Annotated in this window: 16 protein-coding genes; 1 reads left to right on the top strand and 15 read right to left on the bottom strand. The window is 56.0% G+C overall.

The window, feature by feature from the left end; genetic code table 11:
• Window positions 1-67: 67 nt before the first annotated feature.
• The 6 genes from odhB to sdhC all read right to left on the bottom strand — a co-directional run bounded on the left by odhB (window position 68) and on the right by sdhC (window position 7,543).
• Window positions 68-1,291 (bottom strand): 2-oxoglutarate dehydrogenase complex dihydrolipoyllysine-residue succinyltransferase, encoded by a 1,224-nt coding sequence (gene odhB / locus IAI47_RS13740; RefSeq protein ID WP_003853153.1) that lies wholly within the window; start codon window positions 1,289-1,291, stop codon window positions 68-70.
• 15 nt (window positions 1,292-1,306) lie between these two features.
• Window positions 1,307-4,114, bottom strand: a complete 2,808-nt coding sequence (sucA, locus tag IAI47_RS13745; RefSeq protein ID WP_003853155.1) for a 2-oxoglutarate dehydrogenase E1 component — start codon at window positions 4,112-4,114, stop codon at window positions 1,307-1,309.
• A 200-nt stretch (window positions 4,115-4,314) separates the two neighbouring features.
• Window positions 4,315-5,031 (bottom strand): succinate dehydrogenase iron-sulfur subunit, encoded by a 717-nt coding sequence (locus IAI47_RS13750; protein WP_003853156.1) that lies wholly within the window; start codon window positions 5,029-5,031, stop codon window positions 4,315-4,317.
• 14 nt (window positions 5,032-5,045) lie between these two features.
• Window positions 5,046-6,812 (bottom strand): succinate dehydrogenase flavoprotein subunit, encoded by a 1,767-nt coding sequence (sdhA, locus tag IAI47_RS13755; RefSeq protein WP_033742985.1) that lies wholly within the window; start codon window positions 6,810-6,812, stop codon window positions 5,046-5,048.
• A complete protein-coding gene (sdhD, locus tag IAI47_RS13760) occupies window positions 6,813-7,160 on the bottom strand; it encodes a succinate dehydrogenase membrane anchor subunit (RefSeq protein WP_008925023.1) in 348 nt (115 codons plus the stop codon).
• Entirely contained in the window at window positions 7,154-7,543 is a 390-nt protein-coding gene (gene sdhC, locus IAI47_RS13765) for a succinate dehydrogenase cytochrome b556 subunit (protein ID WP_033742984.1), read from the bottom strand. The genes sdhD and sdhC overlap by 7 nt, the downstream gene beginning before the upstream one ends.
• A gap of 633 nt (window positions 7,544-8,176) precedes the next feature.
• On the opposite strand from sdhC, the gene IAI47_RS13770 reads away from it, so the two are divergent.
• Window positions 8,177-9,460 (top strand): citrate synthase, encoded by a 1,284-nt coding sequence (locus IAI47_RS13770; protein ID WP_003853167.1) that lies wholly within the window; start codon window positions 8,177-8,179, stop codon window positions 9,458-9,460.
• A gap of 347 nt (window positions 9,461-9,807) precedes the next feature.
• Here IAI47_RS13770 and nei read toward each other — a convergent pair whose 3' ends face one another.
• The 9 genes from nei to phrB all read right to left on the bottom strand — a co-directional run bounded on the left by nei (window position 9,808) and on the right by phrB (window position 17,712).
• Entirely contained in the window at window positions 9,808-10,596 is a 789-nt protein-coding gene (gene nei / locus IAI47_RS13775; protein ID WP_008925021.1) for an endonuclease VIII, read from the bottom strand.
• Between the two features lie 11 nt (window positions 10,597-10,607).
• Window positions 10,608-11,255, bottom strand: a complete 648-nt coding sequence (gene pcp / locus IAI47_RS13780) for a pyroglutamyl-peptidase I (RefSeq protein WP_008925020.1) — start codon at window positions 11,253-11,255, stop codon at window positions 10,608-10,610.
• A gap of 6 nt (window positions 11,256-11,261) precedes the next feature.
• Window positions 11,262-12,278, bottom strand: coding sequence for a DUF979 domain-containing protein (locus IAI47_RS13785; RefSeq protein ID WP_008925019.1), 1,017 nt, complete (start codon window positions 12,276-12,278; stop codon window positions 11,262-11,264).
• Window positions 12,278-13,006, bottom strand: coding sequence for a DUF969 domain-containing protein (locus IAI47_RS13790; RefSeq protein ID WP_008925018.1), 729 nt, complete (start codon window positions 13,004-13,006; stop codon window positions 12,278-12,280). Before IAI47_RS13790 ends, IAI47_RS13785 begins: the two co-directional genes overlap by 1 nt.
• A gap of 52 nt (window positions 13,007-13,058) precedes the next feature.
• Window positions 13,059-13,796, bottom strand: coding sequence for a 5-oxoprolinase subunit PxpA (gene pxpA, locus IAI47_RS13795; RefSeq protein ID WP_008925017.1), 738 nt, complete (start codon window positions 13,794-13,796; stop codon window positions 13,059-13,061).
• Entirely contained in the window at window positions 13,786-14,715 is a 930-nt protein-coding gene (gene pxpC / locus IAI47_RS13800; protein WP_008925016.1) for a 5-oxoprolinase subunit PxpC, read from the bottom strand. The genes pxpA and pxpC overlap by 11 nt, the downstream gene beginning before the upstream one ends.
• Window positions 14,709-15,365: a 5-oxoprolinase subunit PxpB gene (gene pxpB / locus IAI47_RS13805; protein WP_008925015.1), complete on the bottom strand. Its 657-nt coding sequence runs from the start codon at window positions 15,363-15,365 to the stop codon at window positions 14,709-14,711. The genes pxpC and pxpB overlap by 7 nt, the downstream gene beginning before the upstream one ends.
• A 160-nt stretch (window positions 15,366-15,525) precedes the next feature.
• Window positions 15,526-16,269, bottom strand: a complete 744-nt coding sequence (locus IAI47_RS13810) for a type 2 GTP cyclohydrolase I (protein WP_008925014.1) — start codon at window positions 16,267-16,269, stop codon at window positions 15,526-15,528.
• 18 nt (window positions 16,270-16,287) lie between these two features.
• A complete protein-coding gene (phrB, locus tag IAI47_RS13815; RefSeq protein WP_008925013.1) occupies window positions 16,288-17,712 on the bottom strand; it encodes a deoxyribodipyrimidine photo-lyase in 1,425 nt (474 codons plus the stop codon).
• Window positions 17,713-17,722: the final 10 nt, after the last annotated feature.

Consider the following 17,722-nt stretch of genomic DNA (forward strand, 5'->3'; position numbering starts at 1 on the left):
GATGTTCTATCCATTCAGGTCTGAAAAGAGTATTGAGGTTGGGCGCGCCAGGCGCGCCCGGTGAAAATCAGACATCCAGCAGCAGGCGCGCCGGATCTTCCAGCATCTCTTTCACTGCAACCAGATAACCAACTGATTCACGGCCATCGATCAGACGGTGGTCGTAGGAGAGCGCCAGATACATCATTGGCAGCACTACAACCTGACCATTGACCGCCATCGGGCGATCCTTGATGGCGTGCATGCCCAGGATGGCGCTCTGCGGTGGGTTGATGATCGGGGTAGACATCAGTGAACCAAAGACGCCGCCGTTGGTAATGGTGAAGTTACCGCCGGTCAGATCTTCCACTGTCAGCTTGCCGTCACGGCCTTTCACTGCCAGCTCTTTGATTTTCTTCTCGATGTCCGCCATGCTCAGCGCATCAACGTCACGCAGGACTGGCGTAACCAGACCACGTGGTGTAGAGACCGCAATGCTGACGTCGAAGTAGTTGTGGTAAACCACATCTTCTCCATCGATAGAAGCGTTCACTTCCGGATAGCGTTTCAGCGCTTCAACAACCGCTTTGATGTAGAAGGACATAAAGCCCAGACGCACACCGTGACGCTTCTCGAACGCCTCACCATACTGCTTGCGCAGATCCATGATGGGCTTCATGTTGATTTCGTTGAAGGTGGTCAGCATCGCGGTGCTGTTCTTCGCTTCCAGCAGACGCTCGGCAACGCGCTTACGCAGACGCGTCATCGGCACGCGTTTTTCGCTGCGGTTAGCCACTGGCTGCTGCGCGGTAGCCGCATCAGCAGCAGGTGCTGCCGCTTTAGCAGCCTGCGGCTTGTTGGCCAGGTGTTTTTCAACATCTTCACGGGTCAGACGTCCGCCAACACCGCTGCCTTTAATCTGAGAGGCGTCGAGATTGTGCTCTGCAATCAGGCGGCGGATAGCCGGGCTGAGCGCATCGTTGCTCTCTTCTTCCAGTGACGCAGTCTGACGCTGAGCCGGGGTAGACTCTTTGCTTTCAGACTTCGCGCTGCTCTCTTTACCGGCGCTATTGCCCTCTTTCAGACGACCCAGGATCTGGCGGGAGGTAACAGTGGCACCCTCATCTTCCAGAACGGCTTCCAGGATACCGTCAGCAGAGGCTGGTACTTCCAGCACCACTTTATCGGTTTCGATTTCGACCAGCACTTCATCGCGAGTGACTGCATCGCCTGGTTTTTTGTGCCAGGTTGCCACTGAGGCATCGGCAACCGATTCAGGCAGGTCGGGAACGAGAATATCTACGCTACTCATTATCTTTCCTTTTAATTAATTAACGTTCAGCGCGTCATTAACCAGGTCTTGCTGCTGTTGTTGGTGTACGGACATGTAACCCACGGCCGGTGAGGCGGAGGCCGGGCGGCCTGCATAACGTAAAGTGGCACCAAATGGCACAACTTCACGGAAATGATGCTGGCTGCAGTACCAGGCGCCCTGATTCAGTGGCTCTTCCTGACACCAGACAAAATCCTGTACGTGAGAATACGCTTTCAATGCTTCCTGAACCGCTTGATGCGGGAACGGATAAAGCTGTTCGATGCGCACGATAGCCACATCGGTCTGCTCATTTTTACGACGCTGCTCAAGCAGGTCGTAATACACTTTACCGGAGCACAGTACGACGCGTTTAACGCCCTGCGGATCCAGATCATCGACTTCACCAATCGCAGGCTGGAAGCTGCCATTCGCCAGTTCATCCAGCGTGGAAATAGCCAGCGGATGGCGCAGCAGAGATTTTGGTGACATCACAATCAATGGACGACGCATACCGCGCAGCGCCTGACGACGCAGCATATGGTAAACCTGTGCGGGTGTAGACGGCACGCAAACCTGCATGTTCTGCTCAGCGCAAAGTTGCAGATAACGCTCCAGACGCGCAGAGGAGTGCTCCGGGCCCTGACCTTCATAACCGTGCGGCAGCAGCATCACCAGGCCACACATACGGCCCCATTTCTGCTCACCGGAACTGATGAACTGGTCAATAACAACCTGTGCACCGTTGGCGAAGTCACCAAACTGCGCTTCCCAGATGGTCAGGATGCGCGGCTCTGCGGTGGCGTAGCCATATTCAAAGGCCAGTACCGCCTCTTCTGACAGCACGGAGTCCCACACTTTGAACTGACCCTGACCACTGTGCACATGATGCAGAGGAGTATAGGTTGAGCCGTTCGCCTGGTTATGAACCACCGCATGACGGTGGAAGAAAGTACCGCGACCGGTATCTTCGCCCGACAGGCGAACCGGAATACCTTCATCAACCAGCGTGGCGTAGGCCAGATTTTCCGCGCCGCCCCAGTCGAAGGCCTTTTCGCCTTCAGCCATCAGACGACGGTCGTTATAAATCTTGGCAACACGCGACTGCACTTCCACCTCTTCAGGCACCTGGCTGATACGCAGCGCCAGTTCCTTCAGACGTTTCATGTCGACCTGCGCCGGATAAGGCTCATCCCACTCATGATTCAGGTAAGGTGACCAGGTAAAGGAGTGGAGACTCATTGGACGCCATTCCGGCACCACGCACTCGCCCGCATCCAGCGCGTCACGGTAGAGATTGACCATTTCGGTCGCATCTTCCTGCGTGGCAACGGCTTCACCTTCCAGACGGTCGGCGTAGATTTTGCGCGGCGTCGGGTGTTTTTTGATTTTCTGATACATCAGCGGCTGGGTCGCACTTGGCTCATCCGCCTCGTTATGACCATGACGGCGATAGCAGACCAGATCGATAAACACATCGCGCTTAAAGGTGTTGCGGTAATCGAGCGCCAGACGGGTCACAAACGCGACCGCTTCCGGATCGTCAGCATTGACATGGAAAATCGGTGCCAGCACCATTTTGCCGATGTCGGTGCAGTAAGGGGTAGAACGCGCATCTTTAGGGTTGGACGTTGTAAAGCCAACCTGGTTGTTGATAACGATGCGAACCGTACCACCCACTTCATAACCGCGCGCCTGTGACATGTTCAGGGTTTCCTGAACCACGCCCTGACCAATCACGGCCGCATCACCATGAATGGTGATCGGTAAAACTTTATTGCTGGCTGGCTCATCCAGACGATCCAGACGGGCACGCACAGAACCCATAACCACCGGGCTGACGATCTCCAGGTGTGACGGGTTAAACGCCAGCGCCAGGTGAACCAGGCCGCCTTCGGTTTCCACGTCAGAGGAGAAGCCCATGTGGTACTTCACGTCACCGGTGCCCAGATGTTCTTTATGCTTACCGGCGAACTCGTCGAACAGATCCTGCGGCTTTTTGCCCAGCACGTTGATCAGCACGTTGAGACGACCACGGTGCGCCATACCCAGTACCACTTCACGGGTACCGCTCTTGCCGGCGTGACGAATCATTTCGCGCAGCATCGGAACCAGCGCATCGCCGCCTTCCAGCGAGAAGCGTTTGGCACCCGGGAATTTCGCCCCAAGGTATTTTTCCAGCCCTTCTGCCGCAGTCAGCTCTTTCAGGAAACCTTTTTTCTCTTCGTTGCTGAACGCTGCACGGCCCGCAACCGACTCAAGACGCTGCTGGATCCAGCGTTTTTCATCGGTGTTGTTGATGTGCATATATTCTGCACCAATCGAGCCGCAGTAAGTCTGCGTCAGCGCCTGGAAGAGATCGGCCAGCTTCATGGTGTCTTTGCCAATGGCAAATGAACCTACGTTAAAGCTTTCCTGAAAATCGGCCTCGGTCAGGTCGTGAAAAGCGGGATCGAGATCGGCGACACGGTCCTGTTTCCACAGGCCGAGCGGATCAAGATTGGCATGCTGATGACCGCGGAAACGAAACGCGTTAATCAGCTGCAGCACTTTCACTTGCTTGGAGTTGGTTTCCGGATCGGAGACAGATGAGGTGTAACGAGATGCATCTTTCGCCAGGCGACGGAAGTACTCACGTGTGGTGGAGTGAAACTGCTCAGGTTTCATTCCGGTGCCCGGTAACTGCTGGAACATCGAGCGCCACACTGCATCGACAGAGTCAGGATCGGTCAGGAAATCCTCATAGAGCTGCTCTATGTAAGACTGATTCGCGCCGGCCAGCCAGGAAGAGTCCAGCCAGGGCTTCATCGCGCTGTTCTGCATTGTGATCCCTTAAGCATTGCTATGCTTTTTTGAGGTTTCATTTGTTGCCGCTTTCGCGGTTTGCCGTAGTGAGTTCAGCGATACGAGCACTTTGCGCAGCGCGCGTGGCCCGTAAGGGAACCTTTGTAAACGTGGTAGTCACCGCGCTTACAGAGGCTTCCGTAAAACACCGGGAACCTGAGGTTCCCGGCGGAGATAACTTATGCGCCGCGCTGCAGCAGCATCGACTTGATATGGCCGATGGCGCGCGTCGGGTTAAGCCCTTTCGGACAGACACTCACACAGTTCATGATGCTGTGGCAGCGGAATACGCTGAAAGCATCATTCAGATTGTCGAGACGCGCTTCGGTTTCCGTGTCGCGGCTGTCAATCAGGAAGCGGTATGCTGCCAGCAGGCCAGCAGGACCGATGAACTTCTCAGGGTTCCACCAGAAAGATGGGCATGAGGTTGAGCAGCAGGCACAGAGAATACATTCATACAAACCATCCAGGTGTTCGCGCTCATCCGGTGACTGCAGATGCTCACGTGCTGGCGGGTTCTCGCCATCATTCAGCAGGAAAGGCTTAATTTTCTCATACTGTGCATAAAACTGGCTCATGTCTACGACCAGGTCACGCACTACCGGTAAACCTGGCAGCGGACGGATAACAATTTTCTGTTTGCCGTTGCCCAATGCCGAGACGGGCGTAATACAGGCCAGTCCGTTTTTACCGTTCATGTTGAGGCCATCAGAGCCGCAGACGCCTTCGCGGCAGGAGCGACGAAACGCCAGCGTTGGATCTTTCTCTTTCAGGCGAATCAGCGCATCCAGCAACATCATGTCGCGACCGTCTTCCGACTCCAGGGTGTAATCCTGCATGCGCGGCTTGTCATCGACGTCCGGATTGTAGCGATAAATTGAAAACTCAAGTCTCATGATCGTCTCCGAAATTAGTAGGTACGCACTTTCGGCGGGAACGCCGCGCGCAGTTTCGGCTGCATGTTCACCTCACGGCGCGTCATGCTTTCGGTTTCCGGGACATAAAGACTGTGGCACAGCCAGTTTTCATCATCACGATCCGGGAAGTCGAAGCGACTGTGTGCACCGCGGCTCTCGGTGCGATAGTTAGCCGCTACCGCCGTGGCAAAAGCCGTCTCCATCAGGTTATCCAGCTCAAGGCACTCAATACGCTGCGTATTGAAATCTGGTGAGCGGTCATCCAGACGCGCTGACTTCAGACGCTCGCGAATCTCTTTCAGCTCTTTCAGACCCTGCGCCATTGCGTCGCCTTCGCGGAATACAGAGAAGTTGTTCTGCATGCAGCGTTGCAGCGCTTTACGAATCTCAACCGGATCTTCACCGGTAGTATTGTTTTCCCAGCGGTTGAAGCGCGCCATCGCTACGGCAATCTCATCTTCAGAAGCATCGCGCAGGTCGCCCTGCTCTTTAATACTCTCCAGCAGATGCAGACCGGCTGCACGGCCAAAGACCACCAGGTCGAGCAGTGAGTTACCGCCCAGACGGTTGGCACCATGGACGGATACACAGGCAATTTCGCCGACAGCGAACAGGCCTGGAATCACCACATCTTCGCCCTGCTCATTCACGCGCAGTGCCTGACCGGTCACTTTGGTCGGAATACCGCCCATCATGTAGTGGCAGGTTGGAATAACCGGAATCGGCTCTTTAATCGGATCGGCATGGGCAAAGGTGCGAGACAGCTCAAGGATGCCTGGCAGACGTGACTCAAGCACCTCTTTACCGAGGTGATCCAGTTTCAGCTTCAGATGCGGACCCCATGGGCCATCACAGCCGCGACCTTCACGAATTTCAATCATCATTGAGCGCGCAACCACGTCGCGGCCCGCCAGATCTTTGGCATTTGGCGCATAACGCTCCATGAAGCGTTCGCCATGTTTGTTCAGCAGATAGCCGCCTTCACCACGACAGCCTTCTGTGACCAGCACGCCCGCACCGGCGATACCGGTTGGGTGGAACTGCCACATCTCCATATCCTGCACCGGCACGCCCGCACGCAGTGCCATACCGACGCCGTCACCGGTGTTGATATGCGCATTGGTGGTGGACTGGTAAATACGGCCTGCGCCGCCGGTTGCCAGAATGGTCGCTTTCGCTTTGAAATAAACGGTTTCGCCGGTTTCGATGCAGATTGCGGTACATCCAACGACTGCGCCATCGGCATTTTTCACCAGATCCAGTGCATACCACTCAGAGAAGATGGTGGTTTTGTTTTTCAGGTTCTGCTGATAAAGCGTGTGCAGCAACGCGTGACCAGTACGGTCAGCTGCGGCCGCGGTACGTGCCGCCTGCTCGCCACCGAAATTCTTCGACTGACCACCAAACGGACGCTGATAAACACGACCATCTTCCAGACGCGAGAAAGGCAGGCCCATGTGCTCCAGTTCCAGAATCGCTTCCGGGCCGGTTTTGCACATATATTCAATCGCGTCCTGGTCACCGATGTAGTCGGACCCTTTGACGGTGTCGTACATATGCCATTCCCAGTTATCTTCATGGGTATTACCCAGCGCAACGGTAATACCGCCCTGCGCAGATACTGTGTGGGAACGGGTCGGGAAAACTTTAGATAACAGAGCGCAGGTCTGGCCGCCCTGGGAGATTTGCAGTGCGGCCCGCATTCCTGCGCCACCTGCGCCGATTACCACGGCATCGAACTCTCTGATTGGCAAACTCATTTACACACCCCACACCACAACAAAGCCATAAATCGCATACCACAACAGCGCCACGACAATCACAAACTGCAACAGCAAGCGAACCGGCAGCGATTTGACGTAGTCTGTTAACACCTGCCACATCCCGATCCAGCCGTGGACCAGAATGGAGAACAGCGTCAGCAGCGTGAACACTTTGGTGAATGCGGACGCGAAGAAGCCACGCCACAGGTCATAGGTCAGCGTGTCTGTCATCACAACGAAACCGAGGATGTAGACGATGTAGAGCGTAATGAGGATTGCCGTTGCCCGCAGCAGCAGCCAGTCCTGAATGCCGTTGCGACCCAACGCGGATGCATTGCTTACCATACGAGGACTCCCGCCAGAATTGCCAGCACGACAGTGATCACAAAAGTCATATGAGCGGAACGCTTACCTGATTCCAGCGTTTCGGCCAGATAACCAAAATCCATCAACATATGACGAATCCCGCTCACCGCGTGATAGGCCAGCGCCGTTAAAATGCCCCACATGATGAACTTCGCGAAGAAGCCGTCCATGATGGATGCAGCGTGCTGGAAACCTTCAGGAGAAGAGAGAGAGAGACCGAGTAGCCACAGCAGGATGCCAATAGCAACCAATGTGATTACGCCGGAGACGCGGTGAAGAATGGACGTTATTGCAGTAACGGGAAACCGGATCGTCGAGAGATCCAAGTTGACAGGTCTTTGTTTTTTCACGGTTTTGCCCACACAGCTCTTTTTTATTTTGCTTCCTCCGGACCTGAGGCGGAGTCTAATCACAACGCGTGGCAGACTTTAACCGTCACCAATAAAGCAACATCCAGTGTTAATTGACGCGGTAGTAAACGCTGGGTGGCTCCTGGTGTCAGGGTGTTCCGGAGACCTGCCTGGAGTATAGGAGGATCACATTCTGATTACAATTCCCCTACAAACTCTTTGGTATATTTTAGGTAGAACAGTGATCATACTCACGATTTTCACAATTGATACAATTTTAATTATCTGATTTGACAATAGTTCAACAATTCAGTTACAAACTAAGCCTATAAATTCCTATGATGCACAAAAGTTATGGGGATACACTTTCCCCTAAGCGCAAGTTATGTAACATTGCGATAATGAGCTTTAAAAAGCATCAGGTTATTGGTTACCAAGAAGTTATGTCCTGACCGGATCTTTAACAACCGCGATATGCAGCATGTCCATGGCTCACCGGTTCCCGCTGGGAACGCGCCGCTCACTCTGTACCCTGCACCCGCTTTATCCCCGCAGAGTGATACTGTGTAGTTTTGCCAACCGCAACATGAACGCGTTTCAGGTGTCTAAAGATCCTTACCTACATAAGGCGCTATGGAGACGAAAATGACAGATAAAAAAGTAACGCTAACCCTGCAAGATGGAACATCTATTGAACTGGACGTGCTGAAAGGTACGCTGGGCCAGGATGTGGTTGATGTCCGCGCTCTGGGTTCAAGTGGCCTGTTCACCTTCGATCCCGGTTTTACGTCTACTGCGTCCTGCGAATCTGCCATCACCTTTATTGATGGTGATGAAGGTATCCTGCTACACCGTGGTTTCCCTATTTCTGAGCTGGCGACCCACTCTAACTATCTGGAAGTCTGCTACATTCTGCTGAATGGCGAAGCACCGAACCAGAAACAGTTTGATGAGTTCCGCACCACTGTTACCCGCCACACCATGATTCATGAGCAGATTACCCGCCTGTTCCACGGCTTCCGTCGTGACTCACATCCGATGGCGGTAATGTGCGGTGTTACGGGTGCTCTGGCTGCGTTTTACCACGATTCGCTGGATGTAAACATTGAGCGCCACCGCGAAATCGCGGCATTCCGTCTGCTTTCCAAAATGCCGACCATGGCAGCAATGTGTTACAAATATTCTATCGGCCAGCCATTTGTTTATCCTCGCAACGACCTCTCCTATGCCGGTAACTTCCTGCACATGATGTTTGCTACCCCGTGCGAAGAGTACAAAGTGAATCCGGTCCTGGAACGCGCGATGGACCGCATCCTGATCCTGCATGCTGACCATGAGCAGAACGCCTCTACGTCGACCGTACGTACCGCCGGTTCAAGCGGCGCGAACCCGTTTGCCTGTATCGCCGCCGGGATCGCCTCCCTGTGGGGACCGGCGCACGGCGGTGCCAACGAAGCGACCCTGCGTATGCTGGAAGAGATCAGCACCGTTGAGCACATCCCGGAATTTGTTAAACGCGCCAAAGACAAGAATGACTCATTCCGTCTGATGGGCTTTGGTCACCGCGTTTACAAAAACTACGATCCACGTGCGACCGTAATGCGCGATACCTGCCATGAAGTGCTGAATGAGCTGGGTATGAAGGATGACCTGCTGGAAGTGGCGATGGAGCTGGAACACATTGCGCTGAACGACCCGTACTTTATCGAGCGTAAACTTTATCCAAACGTGGACTTCTACTCCGGTATCATTCTGAAAGCGATGGGCATTCCATCCTCCATGTTTACGGTGATCTTCGCGATGGCCCGTACTGTTGGCTGGATTGCACACTGGAAAGAGATGCACGACGAAGGCATGAAGATTGCCCGTCCGCGTCAGCTCTACACCGGTTATACTGAGCGCGAATTCAGTTCACAGCTGAAGAAGTAAGATTCGGAGGGCGGAGATTTCTCCGCTTGATGTTGCTTAAAAACCGGGGGCGGTTGGCTGTGATACCGCGCCTGCGCAGAGAACATGGTCAGATCGGAAAGACGCAAAAGCCGTCATCCATGACACGCTCGGCCCGCGCGATTACGCACCTCATCCGAGAGGTGCGCCCGTTTCCGGGCCAACGCTTTGCGTTGTTCAAAAACGCTCCCGGCGTTTTTGTCCCTGGCGCGGGACGCTTTCCTCCTCTGACCATGCTCCCTGCGCGTTAAGCTATTTTATTGCTATAAGATTCACACGGGCCTGGCTCTGTCAGCCGTAAGAGCATTTTACCCTTTTGACTTTACTGTCTATCTCTGACACCCCGGACACCAGTAAAACGGCCGTGATGACAGCGTGCCCTTCTCAATCACCGTGCCACAGCGCCGGCATTGCTTGCCCTGCCGATGAAACACCTCAAACTGAAACGCCGCTTCCTCATGATATTTCTTCATGGTTCCACGCATCCGATAAGCATGACGCGGCACTGACAGCAGCGCCTCGCTGAAAGCAGTCAGCTGATCGTCACTGAGATCCTGCGCCCGATGATTTGGCAGCAGCTGCGCCAGCCAGAGAATCTCGGCACGCAGGTAGTTTCCCAGCCCGGCCAGAAAAGCCTGATCCAGCAGCAGACCACTGAACTGACGCCGCCGGAAACGGGGTGACAGCAGCCGCTCTCGCACCTCTTCAACCGTCAGCGCGCTGTTCAGCACATCCGGTCCGATGCGGGTCAGAAACGGATGTGCCGCCAGCGTATCAGCGTTAAGCAGTTCAATATCTGACGCGCTGTAAAGCAGAATCGCTTTACCCTTTGTAGCCAGCCGCACCCGCAACTGACGCGTGGTATTGAGTTCGGTATCGGGTTTCACAATGCGCCAGACACCATAAAGCTGGTTATGACTGTAGAGCGTCAGACCATTGCTGAAATGAGTCAGCAGCGCTTTACCCCGCGTCTCAATCGCCTGCACCTGCTCACCAATCAGTGAAGGTTCATAGGTCTTGAGCTGAGGAAACGCAAACCACGCTTCCGTTAAGGGCTCACCCACAATGGCGGCTTCAAGCTTATCCGCCACGCGGCGAATTTCCGGTCCTTCTGGCATCGTTCTTCCTCTTAATGGGTGGCGCCGCCAGCCTGTTTAATATCTTCGCCGGTCTCCAGCGTCACCTTCACCGCAATCTCCAGCGCCTGAATAATGGTCGCGACCGCCATGCTCGGCGCACCAGGATGTTGCGCGGCCTGTTCAGGCAGGTAAGGAATATGAATAAAGCCACCCCGCGCCGGACTCCCTTGCTGCTCAAGCCAGTGAAGCAGGCCATACATCACCCGATTGCAGGTAAAGGTCCCGGCGGTCTGTGAGACCGACGCGGGGATCCCCGCGTCGCGCACTGCCGCCACAATCGCTTTGATGGGCAGACGGGAAAAATAGGCTGCCGGGCCGCCTGCCACAATCGGTTCGTCTACAGGCTGCTGGCCGGCGTTGTCCGGGATGCGGGCGTCATCGACATTGATACCGATACGTTCCACGGTAATGTCGCTGCGACCGCCCGCCTGCCCGACTGACACTACCGCGTCCGGTTTAACCTCTTCCAGTGCCTGATTCAGCACATTAAGTACCTCACTGAATACCACCGGCAGCTGTCGGATGACGATCGTCGCTCCGCCAATCTTTTTGCCTTCCAGCGCGCGCACCGCTTCCCACGAGGGATTAATCGTTTCACCGCCAAAGGGTTCAAAAGCGGTCATCAGGACAGTTTTCATGCAGCCTCACAGAAACATCAGGAAATAGAGCAGGAAAATGTTAACGATTAACAGTAGCACACCGGTTGGAATCTGAGCCTTAATGACCGCGTTACGATCGGGCAGCTCCAGCAGCGCCGCCGGAACAATATTGAAGTTGGCCGCCATCGGCGTCATCAGCGTGCCGCAGTAACCGGAGAACATACCAATCGCCGCCATTACCGCCGGATTTCCGCCGTGCTGCAGCACCAGAATCGGAATGCCAACGCCTGCAGTAATAATCGGAAATGCCGCAAACGCGTTACCCATGACCATGGTTAACAGGGCCATCCCGACGGCATAGACGGTGACGGCGATAAAGCGGTTATCCACCGCCAGCCAGGTTTCAGTCAGATGCGAAATAGCACTGCCTACGCCCGCGGCGGTAAACAGCAGTCCCAGGGTGGCGAGAATCTGCGGCAGGATAAACGCCCAGCCAATTGAATCCAGCAGGCGACGGGTCTCCTGCATCGACTGTACCGGTTTTTCATGGGTCAGTTTTAACGCCACCAGCCAGCCAATCACACAGCCGGCCATCATTGAAAACAATGTCACCAGCGTGGCGTGATTACCGGGACCGAACACCGCATCCTGCAACCCAGGAATATTGTTGAACGCCAGCACACCGACCACGGTCACAACCGGAATCGCCAGTGCAGGCAGAAACAGCTTATTCCGCAGACGCTGTGCGCTTGCCTGTTTCTCTTCATTAGTGCGCTGATGATAACGACCCAGCCGGACACCCCCTAAACCCGCAATCAGCGCCATGATCACCACAATGACACCGATGGTGATGTGCAGCATTCGGGTGCCCGCCGCGTCCGAGCCCATCAGGCTGCTCATCAGCACCGTCGTCCAGTCACCGACCAGAAAAACCAGGCCATATAAGGCCCAGAAGAGTCCGGTGGTAAAGCGACGCGGATTAGCGCGGTCACGCCATGAGAGGATAGCCACCACCAGCAGGATAATGCCCGCCAGCCACATCAGATATTGTTGCTGAAACATTACTGGCCTCCTTTGGCTTTCAGCGCCTGGCTGTTGAGCTGCTGCAGCTCACGTGCCAGCTGACGATCCAGACGAACCAGACGCGCTGAATGGATCAGGAACGCAGCAACGGCAGTCGGAATGCCCCATAAGGCGATGTGCAGCGGCTCAGTCTGAATCCCGGCCGACGCCTGCATAAAGTTGTGCATAAAGATAATCGCGCCAAATGCCACGAAGATATCTTCACCAAAGAACAGGCCGACGTTATCGGTCGCCGCTGACATGGCGCGCAGCTTATGGCGCAGTTCAGGCGAGATCTCGCCATAGCGATTTTCTGTGGCGCCCTCCGCCATCGGTGCCAGTAACGGACGCACCATCTGCGGATGTCCGCCAAGACTGGTTAACCCCAGCGCCGCAGTAATTTCACGCACAAACAGGTAGACGATCAGCAGCCGTCCGGCGGTGGCGGTTTTAATCTGAGCAATCCACGCCTGCGCCCTTTCTTTTAGCCCGTGACGTTCCAGCAGGCCAATGACCGCCAGTGGCAGCAGCAGAATCAGCGGCAGGTTCCGGGTGTTAAGAAACCCTGCGCCGAGTTTTTCCAGAATGTCCGCCAGCGGCATCATCGCAGCCAGACCGGTGACAAATCCGGCGACAATCACCACCAGCACCGGATTAAAACGTAATACGAAGCCGACGATGATCGCGGCAATGCCCAGTAGTGGCCAGAGATTCACTGCAGTTTCCATGGATTTTCCCCGAGTTAAAAAACCCGGCATAAGCCGGGCTAAGTGTGATTATTCAGGCGCTGGTGACACGAATCTGCTGGTCGGCAAACGCATCACGTAACCGCTGTGCAAACTGCAGGGCATGCTCGCCGTCGCCATGTAAGCAGACAGTCTGCGCGTTCACCGCCACCCATTCTCCGGTGATACTTTTCACTTTGCCCTGCCGTACCATTGTCAGTGTCTGATCGATAGCCTGCTGTTCATTCTCAATCAGCGCGCCCGGCTGGTTGCGCGGCACCAGCGCACCGCTGCTGAGATAGCCACGGTCAGCAAACACCTCTTCCCGCGTGTGTAAACCGTAATGCGCCGCAGCACGGATCGATTCGCTATTCGCCAGCCCGACCACAATCAGCTGGCTGTCCACCGCCCTGATGGCGCGGGCAATGGCATCAGCCAGCACCGGGTCTGACGCGGCCTGGTTATAGAGCATGCCGTGTGGCTTAACATGCACCAGGCGCGCGCCCTCGCTCTCCGCCAGACTTTTCAGCGCACCAATCTGATAGATCATCTGGGCATAGACCGTTTCCGGCGGCAACTGCATGGCGCTGCGGCCAAAGTTCTCGCGATCGGGAAAGGCGGGATGCGCCCCGATGGCGACGCCGGATGCCTTTGCCCAGCGCACCGACTGCAGCATGGTCTGTGCATCACCGGCGTGAAAGCCACAGGCGATGTTGGCAGAGCTCACCAGTTGCAGCAGCGCTTCATCGCTGGCGCAGCCCTCACCCAGGTCGGCGTTTAAATCAATTTTCATTGAGTCCCCATTTCATCTGGTCCAGAGCGCGTTGCTGATGCTGACGGGCCAGCATCGCTTCCGGCAGGGTGCAGTGAATAAAGTGAATCGGCTCACCCAGACGGATTTGCGCCAGGTGATAAAGATCGGCTTCGATAACAGAAGCGATGCGCGGATAACCACCGGTAGTCTGGGCATCCGCCATCAATACGATGGGCTGTCCGTTCGGCGGCACCTGAATCACACCTGGCATCACGCCGTGTGACAGCAGCTCGCGCGGGCGCTCACGTTTAAGCTCACGTCCTTCCAGCCGGTATCCCATCCGGTTACTTTGCGGGCTGAGTTTCCATGCGGTGCGCCAGAACGCCTGCTGCGCTTCGGGACTGAATTCGTGATACTCCGGACCAGGCAAGGCGCGAATGCGGTTGCCCCACAGCAGTTGTCGTACCCCGACTTTGCGGTCGAACTGACGCGTCGGTTTCCCCAGCGGGACCTGATCGCCATCCTGCAAGGCGCGCCCATGAAATCCGCCAAATTTTGCTTTCAGGTCGGTACTGGCAGAGCCAAGCACCGCGGGGATGTCAAAACCACCCTGCACCGCCAGATAGCTGCGCATACCACGCTGCGGCATCGCCAGCGACAGGACCTGTCCGCGTTTCACTGGCGTGCGCCAGCCCGTCCAGACCGGCTGGCCGTCCAGCTCCGCATGACAGCCTGCACCCGTCAGCGCAAACCAGCCGTCGCGGGTAAACGCTGCTTTGAACTGGCCGAGCACCATCTCCAGCACCGCGCTGTCGGGCGCATTGCCTACCAGTACGTTGGCGGTGAACATGGCGGGATAATCCAGCACGCCACCGGGGCTGATACCGAACTGACGCCAGCCGTATCGACCCGCATCCTGAATAGTGGCCGCCAGCCCGGCCCGCAGAATGTTTAACATACGCCCTCCTGTTGCGGCACAAAGCGCACTTTGTCACCCGGACGGAGCAGCGTGGGCGGTTGCTGCAGCGGATCAAACAGCGCGGTGCGTGTCTGGCCGATCAACTGCCAGCCGCCGGGCGACGCCAGAGGGTAGACGCCGGTCTGGCTGCCACCGATACCCACGGATCCCGCGGGCACGGCCACCCTGGGCTCACTACGACGCGGAATGTGCAGGCGCGGATCCAGTCCGCCCAGATAGGGGAAACCCGGCTGAAAGCCAATAAAAAACACGACGTATTCGCTGCTGCTGTGCAGCTCAACCACCTGATGAGGCGTCAGCGCGGCATGTTCAGCCACCGCCGTCAGGTCGGGACCGGCCTCACCGCCGTAGATCACCGGGATCTCTACCAGACGCGACTCAGGTAATTGCGCTTCACTCTCTTCCCACCATCGCTGAAGTCGCTCAATCGCATCCAGCGCACTCTGCTGGGGATCACGCAAAATCAAGGTGATGTTGTTCATGCCGGGAATGACCTCCAGCACGCTCGCAGAGGACTGCAATCGCTGGTTAAGTCCCCAGATACGTTGCTGACTCTCCAGTGAGACCGGGGGTTCCAGCTCCAGCACGACAGCGCGTTCACCCAATAAATAACACCGTGCTCGTTGCAACAGCTACCTCCCGCTCAGTTGAGATCGCGACCGGCTGACCGTGCCGGATGCCCGAATCAGCCGATGGCTTATCTACATAAAGCAAATAGTTATGCGAAAGTGACAGGGATGTGTCAATAGATTTAGGTCCTGCGCAGGCACACAGGACCCGGGAAGGAGATCAGGCAGGATTGGGAATATCAATGAAAGTCACATCAAGCTCGTGGTGCTGCGCCAGCCACTCGCCCAGCGCTTTTACGCCGCCGCGCTCGGTAGCGTGATGGCCTGCAGCAAAGAAGTGCAGCCCCTGCTCACGTGCGCTGTGAATGGTCTGTTCAGAGACTTCTCCGGTGATATAAGCATCGACGCCTGCGGCAGCGGCCTGGTCGATAAAGCCCTGGCCACCCCCGCTGCACCAGGCGATACGACGAATCAGCGCGGGCGCGTTATCGCCGCAATGCAGCGGTTCACGTCCCAGTCGGTCACCGATTCGACGTGCCAGCTGCTCACCGGAGATCGGCTCAGCCAGCTCACCCCAGAACACCAGCGGCATCACTTCACCCTTTATTTCAATATCCAGCAAGTTTGCCAGCTGGGCGTTGTTGCCCAGTTCAGGATGCGCGTCGAGCGGCAGGTGCCAGCCATAGAGATTAATATCATTAGCCAGCAGAGTGCGCAGACGACGACGCTTCATACCTTTAATCGCGGCCGGTTCACTTTTCCAGAAATAGCCATGATGGACAATAATCGCATCGGCCTGACGTGCCACCGCCTCGTCCAGCAGTGCCTGACAGGCCGTCACGCCGGTGATAATCGTTTTGACCTGGCTGCGTCCCTCAACCTGCAAACCGTTGGGGGCGTAGTCACTGAAGCTGTGGCTGTCGAGGTGCTGATTGATCAGCGTCTCTAATTCGTAATGGTTCATTCAGGCTCCTTCGAGGCCTCAGGCGGCGCTTTTGGCGCGCTCAAAGGCATCTAATGTCTTTTTACGGGCGGCCTTATGATCCACGATTGGTGCCGGATAATCGAGTTTCTTGTGATGCTTCTCCGCCCAGACGTGGGGCTGGTGAATATCGCTGTCAGGGACGTCGGCCAGTTCCGGCAGATAGTGGCGGATAAAATCCCCCTTCTCGTCGAAGCGCTCGCCCTGTGTCGTCGGATTAAAGATGCGAAAATAGGGAGCCGCGTCAGTGCCCGTCGATGCTGCCCACTGCCAGCCGCCGTTGTTCGCGGCCAGATCGCCATCGATCAGTTGCTGCATAAAATAGCGTTCGCCTTCACGCCAGTCGATCAGCAGATCTTTGACCAGGAAACTGGCTGTGATCATTCTTAAGCGGTTGTGCATCCAGCCCAGCGCCTTCATCTGACGCATCGCCGCATCGACAATCGGGTAACCCGTTCTACCCGCTTTCCAGGCGTCAAAGTGTGCGTCGTTACGCTGCCATTCAACGTTACGCGTCCAGTCGATAAACGGCTGATGCCGACACAGCGCCGGGTAGGCAACCAGCAGATGGCGGTAGAACTCACGCCAGATCAGCTCGTTCAGCCAGGTAAATGCGCGGCTGTTGTCCAGTGCATCGGGATGCTCATGCAACACACGATGCAGGCATTGGCGGGGTGACAGCACGCCGGTCGCCAGATAAACCGACAGACGGCTGGTGGCATCCAGCGCCGGCAGGTCACGCTTCGCAGGGTAATCGATAACCGGTTTAGTGGCGAAATGACGTAAACGCTTCAGCGCAGCTGCTTCGCCTGCCGGGAACAGATCTTCATCAAAAGCCTTGGTCGGATAGTCAAAAGCAGGAATCGGGGTGACTTTCAGCGGCGAACCTTCACGCGGTTTCGGCGCTGGCACGCACTCCGGCAGACTCTGTTGCAAACGGCGGACAAACGCTTTGCTAAACGGCGTAAAAACCTTATACATCGAGCGGTCGCCGCTCTGCACGCTGCCGGGCGGCAGCAACAGGCTGTCATCAAAACCCTGACAAATGACGCCCGCATCATCAAGACGCTTTTCAGCCCGGGCATCGCGCTGGCGCTCGTTGACCTCATACTGATAGTTGTAGAAAAGCTGATCGACCTTTTGCTTTTCGCAGAATTCCGCCAGCGCATCAATACTGTCGCTGAAGGCATGACAGGCCTGATAGTGAAGGGGAATGCCCCGCTCAGCCAGGGCGCTCTGGACTTCCAGCAGACTGGCGTGAATAAACGCCGCCTGTTTTGGGGACATGTCATGCTGCTGCCACTGTTCTGGCGTGGAGAGGTAGAGCGCAATCACTTTTGCATCGCTGTCGCGGCAGGCGGCGTGCAGCGCCAGGTTGTCGTTGATGCGTAAATCGTTACGCAACCAGACCAGATGGGTGGTCATACTCCTCCTG

The sequence above is a fragment of the Pantoea sp. MT58 genome, from assembly GCF_014495885.1.
Taxonomy (GTDB): domain Bacteria; phylum Pseudomonadota; class Gammaproteobacteria; order Enterobacterales; family Enterobacteriaceae; genus Pantoea; species Pantoea eucalypti.

Coding starts and splice junctions, on each gene's coding strand:
- odhB (WP_003853153.1), bottom strand. CDS start 1,291: ATGAGTAGCGTAGATATTCTCGTTCCCGACCTGCCTGAATCGGTTGCC.
- sucA (WP_003853155.1), bottom strand. CDS start 4,114: ATGCAGAACAGCGCGATGAAGCCCTGGCTGGACTCTTCCTGGCTGGCC.
- IAI47_RS13750 (WP_003853156.1), bottom strand. CDS start 5,031: ATGAGACTTGAGTTTTCAATTTATCGCTACAATCCGGACGTCGATGAC.
- sdhA (WP_033742985.1), bottom strand. CDS start 6,812: ATGAGTTTGCCAATCAGAGAGTTCGATGCCGTGGTAATCGGCGCAGGT.
- sdhD (WP_008925023.1), bottom strand. CDS start 7,160: ATGGTAAGCAATGCATCCGCGTTGGGTCGCAACGGCATTCAGGACTGG.
- IAI47_RS13770 (WP_003853167.1), top strand. CDS start 8,177: ATGACAGATAAAAAAGTAACGCTAACCCTGCAAGATGGAACATCTATT.
- nei (WP_008925021.1), bottom strand. CDS start 10,596: ATGCCAGAAGGACCGGAAATTCGCCGCGTGGCGGATAAGCTTGAAGCC.
- pcp (WP_008925020.1), bottom strand. CDS start 11,255: ATGAAAACTGTCCTGATGACCGCTTTTGAACCCTTTGGCGGTGAAACG.
- IAI47_RS13785 (WP_008925019.1), bottom strand. CDS start 12,278: ATGTTTCAGCAACAATATCTGATGTGGCTGGCGGGCATTATCCTGCTG.
- IAI47_RS13790 (WP_008925018.1), bottom strand. CDS start 13,006: ATGGAAACTGCAGTGAATCTCTGGCCACTACTGGGCATTGCCGCGATC.
- pxpA (WP_008925017.1), bottom strand. CDS start 13,796: ATGAAAATTGATTTAAACGCCGACCTGGGTGAGGGCTGCGCCAGCGAT.
- pxpC (WP_008925016.1), bottom strand. CDS start 14,715: ATGTTAAACATTCTGCGGGCCGGGCTGGCGGCCACTATTCAGGATGCG.
- IAI47_RS13810 (WP_008925014.1), bottom strand. CDS start 16,269: ATGAACCATTACGAATTAGAGACGCTGATCAATCAGCACCTCGACAGC.
- phrB (WP_008925013.1), bottom strand. CDS start 17,712: ATGACCACCCATCTGGTCTGGTTGCGTAACGATTTACGCATCAACGAC.